The organism is Nonomuraea sp. NPDC051191, assembly GCF_044455665.1.
In the GTDB taxonomy this organism is placed as follows: Bacteria; Actinomycetota; Actinomycetes; order Streptosporangiales; family Streptosporangiaceae; genus Nonomuraea.
Window position 1 is genome coordinate 1 of sequence record NZ_JBITEZ010000044.1, and the last position, 6163, is coordinate 6163.

Sequence of the window (6163 nt, forward strand, 5' to 3'; positions counted from 1 at the left end):
CCACGACCACCTCCCAATATCGAAGAGGCAGCAAGCCTGGCGGGTTCACCGCTGGAGATCAATTACCCGTCCAAGATTCGGTGACGGGCCACTAGGCCGGGGTGAGGAGCTGGTCCACCGTGGACGGCAGAGCGGCCGCGATGGTGCCCAGGTCATGGCTCCCGTCGAGCAGGTCCGTCACCTGCCGCAGCCGGCACAGGACCCCGAGGGGCAGCGACGTCATGAGCGCGGCGAGAAGGGCCCGGTCCTCGGGCGCGAATCGCACTCTGGTGTCAGCGCCGAGTTGACGTTCGAGGACGGAAAACTGGTGACGTAGAACGAGAATCTCCACGTCCTTGTCTCGATCGCTCATGGGCGGCAACAGCAGCGCGGTGAAGGCGTTCGTGACGGTCAGGTGGGCCAAGCGAAGCAGCACAGCGGATCGTCCTGCCGTACCCGCTTCCGACTTCCGGGTGACCGGACTTCACGTACGCCATGCGAAGCAATGACCTGGGCGGATGTAGTCATCGGCAGGCGCAGTGTTGCAGCGGCGGGGGCCGGATCGCCACGACACTGATCCCGCGGCACGGACGTAGTGATCGCGGCTTCGCCGTCGACGCACCGCACCACCGAGTTCTGGTCGACGCAGACGTGCGCCGACGTCTCGGGCGAGCTGGTGGCGAACCAGTGGGCGACGTCCTCGGCCGTCGTCGGCTTCTCCGGCGACTCCATGGAGTGCCTTCTGTCGGATCACAATGAACCCACGCAAATATCATGACGATGACGCTGCGGCCGTAGTCACAGCGACCTACGAGATTTTTGGCGATTGATCGCTGACAGCCATCCCCGGATCTCATACCTCGGCACCGTGGGCCCGGGCACGGTTACGCCGACCCGGCGTCCAGCCAGGTCGTGCGCGGGACGGCGTCCGGGGACAGGCCGAGTCGCAGCCGCCGGTACCGCATCGGGTGCCGCCACCGGCCGCGCTCCTGAGCGACGTCGACCAGGACCTCGACCACCAGCTCTATCGTGACCTGGCACCGGTAGGCGGGGGAGGCCACCACCGGCGATCCGGTCAGTCGCTCCTGCCACCCGGTCCCGATCGAACCTCCCGCCGGTGACGCGGATCGCAGCCCTGTTGACGGCTGCCGGCGCATCCGTGCCGCGGCCGCGATCGCGTTCTGGCACGCCCCGGACTTCACCCTCTCCTGAGCCCTTCCCCCGGGTTGCGTCGCGGCGAGGTCTTGCCGCGACGCAACCACATCACGCTGCGTTGCGTTGTGGCCCGGGGCGAGGACGCCGGGATCAGGCGATGGTGAGCGGCCCGTCGACCAGGTACGCCGCAAACGGACTGGTCATCCGGAACCGTGCCGGCGGCTGCAGGACCAGCCCGTTGACGCAGGTGGTGAGGTGGCCGACCTCGTCGGAGGCCGTGGAATCGAGGTCGCCGAGCAGTTCGATCGCGCGCGGGACCACCCGGGAGAGGGCGTCCTGCACGTTGTACCGGACGTAGAGCGAGGCGGCGAGCGTGGACTCGTCTGGGCCGCCGTCGTCGATCTGGCGGGCGATGCCCTCCGCGGCCGACATCGCGCCCTCGACCTCCACCAGTAGCCGGATCCGCTCGGACTCGGGCGCCTGGTTGTCGAGCAGCACCCGCTCGACCAGTGCGCCGGCGGCCCCGAGGTAGCTGCCGGTGATCAGCAGCTGGTACCAGGCGAAGCTCGCGGTCAGCAGGACGTCCAGTTGCCCGTCGGGGGCCGAGGGGCGCACCAGCAGCTCCGGCGGCACCACGACGTCGTCGAGGGTGACCTGCTCCCTGTCCGTCCCTGCCTCGCTGATGCTCACACCGTCGCTGTCCGCGGGCACCAGCGCGAGCGCCGGTTCCTCGCCCGGGCCGTCCTCGCGGGGGATCATGACACCGGTGATGAGCAGGTCCATCGACTGGGCCAGACCGCGCGTGCGCGTCACCCCGCTGACCCGCACCCCGTCGGACCCCTGCGAGGCTGTCATCGAGGGGGAGAGGACTCCCGCGCCGGGGCGGTCCTCGGCGAAGCCGAACGCCACGAGCCTGTTGGTGGAGGCCACACCCCCGACAAGCATCGACTTCATGTACTCATCGGTGATCAGGGCGTTCAGGGTGGCCATCGAGAAGTGGTGCAGGGCGCTGGCCGCGGCCAGCGACGGTGCCCTGCTGCCCAGTGCGCGCTGTACCCGTAGGGCGTCCAGGGCGGTGGCTCCCTGCCCCTGGTAGGCGGTTGGCGCCAGCAACCCGGGGCCGCCGCTGTCGCGGAAGAGCCCGATGCCGGGGCCGCCTGGGCCCTCCAGTTCCATGAGGGAGACCGCCCGTAGGCTCTTGTCCAGGTCCGGCAGCAGCTGCGCCATGGTGGCGCGTTCCCGCTCTAGAAAACGCATGTCCTCTCCTCGCTTCCTCCGGGACAATCACCCGGCCGGTGGCCCGGATCGGCTCACAGTGCCCCCGGGTGGCGCGCAGCCACACCGCCCTGGGGCCCGGGCTGGCCACGCCTTCGGGGTCGTCCCGTCAATGGACGAGACGCACCGTAGCGAGACGAATACGAACACAACAGGCTAACAAGATCACAGCTTTATGCCTCACCGTCCCTATCTCAAGATCATCTTAATGTGGGTTTGGGCTTGTGCGGGCTGGACTGTTCCTGGGGTCGAGACCCCAGGAACAGTCGTTGGCGCTAAGAATGATCCTGATCTTCTGAGGGTGAGTGTGATCGTGGGGTGGGGCCGGATCGTCCGTTACCACTCGTTCATCGGTTGTAGGCGCGGGCCGTCACGCTCCCAAGACCATTGCTCCCGTTCTTTGACAGGTAGACGGTTATCCCTTCGTCGTGGAGGTTGATCCACCCGCCACCCTGCCCGTAAGGGGCGGACTTCGCGTAGACAAACTCGGTGACGAGGTTGCCGACGGTGGCCTGGTCGGCATGCAGGGTGCCCGGGTCGTTGGAGCCGCGTGTGCGCCAGACTCTCACCCCGCCCGGGGGGAAAGTGATGTCTCCGTCGCCGCTATTGAGCCCCTTCACGTACTCGGTGGCCACGCCGCTGACGGTGGCCTCGCCGGCGTACAGGGTGCCCAGGTCGTTGGAGCCGAGCGCGCTCCAGATTTTCATTCCCCCTGGGAGGAATCTGATATCTCCGTCGCCGTCATTTGGTCCGGTCACGTACTCGGTTCTGATGCCGCCGGCGTACAGAGTGCCTGGGTCGTTGGAGCCGGGTGTGCGCCAGACTTTCACCCCGCCTTGGAGGAAGGTGATGTCTCCGTCGCCGTCCTGGAGCCCCTTCACATACTTGGTGGCCACGCCGCTGACGGTGGCCTCGCCAGCCGTCAACGTCCCCTTCACGCCGGAGTCGTTGGAGATCTCCGCCCCTGTGCCGGTGATGGTCAGGCCCCAGTTGGTCACGGCCCCTTGGACCCGGGGGGTCTTGATCCCGGTGGTGGCGGTAAGGGTTTCCAGGACGGGGTTGCGCACTTGAACGGTCGTGGTGAGGAAGTGCTGCTGCTTGTTGGGGTCGGTGGCGATGAGAATGTAGGTCGTGGCCCGGTTCGGGGCGTCGGGCGGTGACCAGCTGCTCCCGGAGACGGGGACGGGCTGCGGCGCGCCCGGGTACATGATCTCGTAGCGGAAGCCGGTGGACCCCTGCCAGCTCAGCGTGAGCTTGTCACCGGGGTTCACCATGGCCTTGTCCGGATGGAAGCTGTGCGGCGGGAGCTCCTTTGGTGCGGTCTTCACCAGCGCCACCACCGTGGAACTGGAGCGGGGTTTGGCGCTCTTGGTTCTGCTGGTGTTCTCGGTCACCGTGAGCACGGCCAGCCCGGCGGTGGGGGCGATGGTGACGTCCTTCAGCGTCAGCACCATGTGGTCGCCGGGGGCGAAAGGGGCTGTGCCGTTAGGGCCTGTGCCGCCAGGGGCGGTGGCCTGGAAGGCGTTGGAGCCCTGCCGCTGGATGTTCACCGACGACCGGGTGCCCGACGGTGGGCCGTGCTTGTAGTCGCCCTTGGGCTTGATCTTGTTGAAGTTCGAGGTGAGGGTGAGGTCGTCGGCGCCGTTGCCGACCGGCACCTCCACCTCGATCGTGGACCAGTACGCCGCCTGCTGCCCGGTGTTGGTGACGACCAGGTACACCGTCCCCGTGGACGGCCGCCCGGCCGCTGACGCCTCCAGGGGCGCCGGGTCGGTGAGGACGGTGTAGGTCAGCATGGTCATGGTCACGACTCCTTTTCTTGGAGGACGGCGCGGGCCGATGGCCCGCCCGCGGCAAGAGGGCCGGGCGGGCAGGCGACGACATGGGTAGCGCATCCGAAACCCGCCTGCGACGCACTGCAGAAGATCACCTCTGGATCCAATCGCTCAGCGTTGGAGCGTGACAAGCTCACTCAAGGCGGCCATAACAGGGCGGTTCGGCAATATCATCAGCGTCTTGACAAGCATTGGGACCATGCGAGCGAACAGGTCCAGCTGCTGGTGGAGGCAGAGGGCGTAAGCAACCCAAACTGCCCGACACGCCCGGCGCTCCATCCTGCGGCGATGCGCAGAGGGCGAGGTGTCCTGGCCGACCTGGCCACCGATACAGCGTCGGACGCTCCACCATCCACTGCATCATCCGCGGGCCGGTAACCTCCAGGTAGGGTGATCACACGCCAAAGCCAGGACGTCACACTTCCCGCAAGATCATTCTCGGCGCCAACGGCTGTTCCTGGGTTCCTCGCCCCCGAACATGCCGTACGGACCCCTAGATATTGTGCGCCAAGCAGCCGCATGCACTACTTAAAGTCTTTGGTGCGCGACTGAGAGTTACTTAAGGTGACAGCAGGATCAATGGGACCAACGATGCAGGAAATGACCTCTCTACCCCTTGGAATGTGCTGATAGGGCTCTTCGCCGCCGCTCTGGGAATCTTTCTCACCATCAGCCAGGTGCACGACATCCGGACCGGCAACGGGCAAGAGCCGTCCTGTTCGGGCGAGAACAACGGGGCCGATGAAGGCGACGATCCCGCAATAGACCTCGAAGATGTCGATGACGGCTGGTGAACACCCACAGTGATGAACGTCGAGCCGCCTATCAGGCTGGTCGACGACGGCTGTCACATGCCGGTCTCCTTCGCCGCTTCGATGAACTGCTTGAACGGCTCCAGCTTTGCCGGCTCGGCCTTGAGCCTTCGTTCTCGACCCGCAGCGCCTCGACATCGGCGCGCATTTTCGCCCGCACGGGATGGGAAACGCGTTCTTCTCCTCGACCTCGCGGCTCCTCGACCTCGCGGCGCACCCCGGGCATTCTCGTCCTCCAGCCGGACGATTCTGGGCGGCCTCGCAAGGGACGATTGTCTGGCTGAGCGTGGCCACGGCATGCGAGGATGGGTGATCTGCCCAGCTTGATCAGGAGGGCGCCATGTCCTAGCTGTCTCGCCATCGGGACGTCATGGCGGCTCGGGCGCGGCTGGCCCCCGCGCGGGCCGACTACGCGGGCCCCGACGGGCGGTTCCTCACGGTCGGCGTTCCCAGCAGCCCGGCGCAGATCCTCCAGTGGTCGCATGCGGCGGCCGCGGGCCGGCCGAGCGACACCGGCGCCCGGTCGACACCCCGGGCGGCGTGGTCGTCACCTTCGGCGCCACCACGGTCGCCTCCGGTCCCCGCATGTTCTCCGGCGAGGTCGCTCGTCAACGGCGTCCCCGGCCACACGTCCTGCGCTCGGAGGGAACGCCGTTGTCGGTCATCGCCTTCACCGTCGCCGTCGGTCGGATCACCGGCATCCACATGGCTGTCGACCCGGCCAAACTCGCCTCGATCGATCTACCAGCCACGGCCTGAGCCGGGTGTCGTCGTCGGCCGGCCGGTGCATGTGCAAGTCATCGCGGGCCGACCAGCCGAGCTCCTCTGCGTTCAGCTCGCGTTCTTCACCCAGAATGGGGCCGGTACTCGACCGGCTCGTCCGTGCGCATCGGAGGGTCCCCATGGATGACCAGCGTTGACCAGGCAAGATCACGACAAGATCAACACCGTTGTGCTGGGGCTCATGACACGATTCTCAGCGGCGCCCCTTCATTGGCCGAGGCCGGCCTCTCGGGCCTGGATGATCGCCTGGGCGCGGTCGGCGACCTGGAGCTTGGCGAAGACGTTGGAGACGTTGTTGCGCACGGTCTTGGGGGACAGCGACAG

General features: G+C 67.0%; 8 protein-coding genes. 1 reads left to right on the top strand and 7 read right to left on the bottom strand.

Annotated elements, in window-relative coordinates; translation table 11 throughout:
- Positions 1-91: 91 nt before the first annotated feature.
- From ACIA8R_RS52815 to ACIA8R_RS52840, 6 genes are all read right to left on the bottom strand, one after another.
- Complete coding sequence (locus ACIA8R_RS52815) at positions 92-415, bottom strand: hypothetical protein (RefSeq protein ID WP_397045810.1); 324 nt, start codon at positions 413-415, stop codon at positions 92-94.
- On the bottom strand, positions 391-711 hold the full coding sequence (locus ACIA8R_RS52820) for a hypothetical protein (RefSeq protein ID WP_397045811.1): 321 nt from the start codon (positions 709-711) through the stop codon (positions 391-393). Before ACIA8R_RS52820 ends, ACIA8R_RS52815 begins: the two co-directional genes overlap by 25 nt.
- A gap of 152 nt (positions 712-863) precedes the next feature.
- Positions 864-1043 carry a hypothetical protein gene (locus ACIA8R_RS52825; RefSeq protein ID WP_397045812.1) on the bottom strand — a complete coding sequence of 60 codons (180 nt, stop codon included), beginning with the start codon at positions 1041-1043 and terminating at the stop codon, positions 864-866.
- Between the two features lie 241 nt (positions 1044-1284).
- On the bottom strand, positions 1285-2391 hold the full coding sequence (locus tag ACIA8R_RS52830; RefSeq protein WP_397045813.1) for a hypothetical protein: 1107 nt from the start codon (positions 2389-2391) through the stop codon (positions 1285-1287).
- Positions 2392-2756: 365 nt separating this feature from the next.
- Entirely contained in the window at positions 2757-4211 is a 1455-nt protein-coding gene (locus tag ACIA8R_RS52835; RefSeq protein WP_397045815.1) for a hypothetical protein, read from the bottom strand.
- Between the two features lie 557 nt (positions 4212-4768).
- Complete coding sequence (locus ACIA8R_RS52840) at positions 4769-5095, bottom strand: hypothetical protein (protein WP_397045817.1); 327 nt, start codon at positions 5093-5095, stop codon at positions 4769-4771.
- A 501-nt stretch (positions 5096-5596) separates the two neighbouring features.
- On the opposite strand from ACIA8R_RS52840, the gene ACIA8R_RS52845 reads away from it, so the two are divergent.
- A complete protein-coding gene (locus ACIA8R_RS52845; protein ID WP_397045819.1) occupies positions 5597-5815 on the top strand; it encodes a hypothetical protein in 219 nt (72 codons plus the stop codon).
- Between the two features lie 231 nt (positions 5816-6046).
- On the opposite strand, the gene ACIA8R_RS52850 is transcribed toward ACIA8R_RS52845, so the two are convergent.
- The coding region (locus ACIA8R_RS52850) for a LuxR C-terminal-related transcriptional regulator (RefSeq protein WP_397044040.1) at positions 6047-6163 on the bottom strand (117 nt) is incomplete at its 5' end.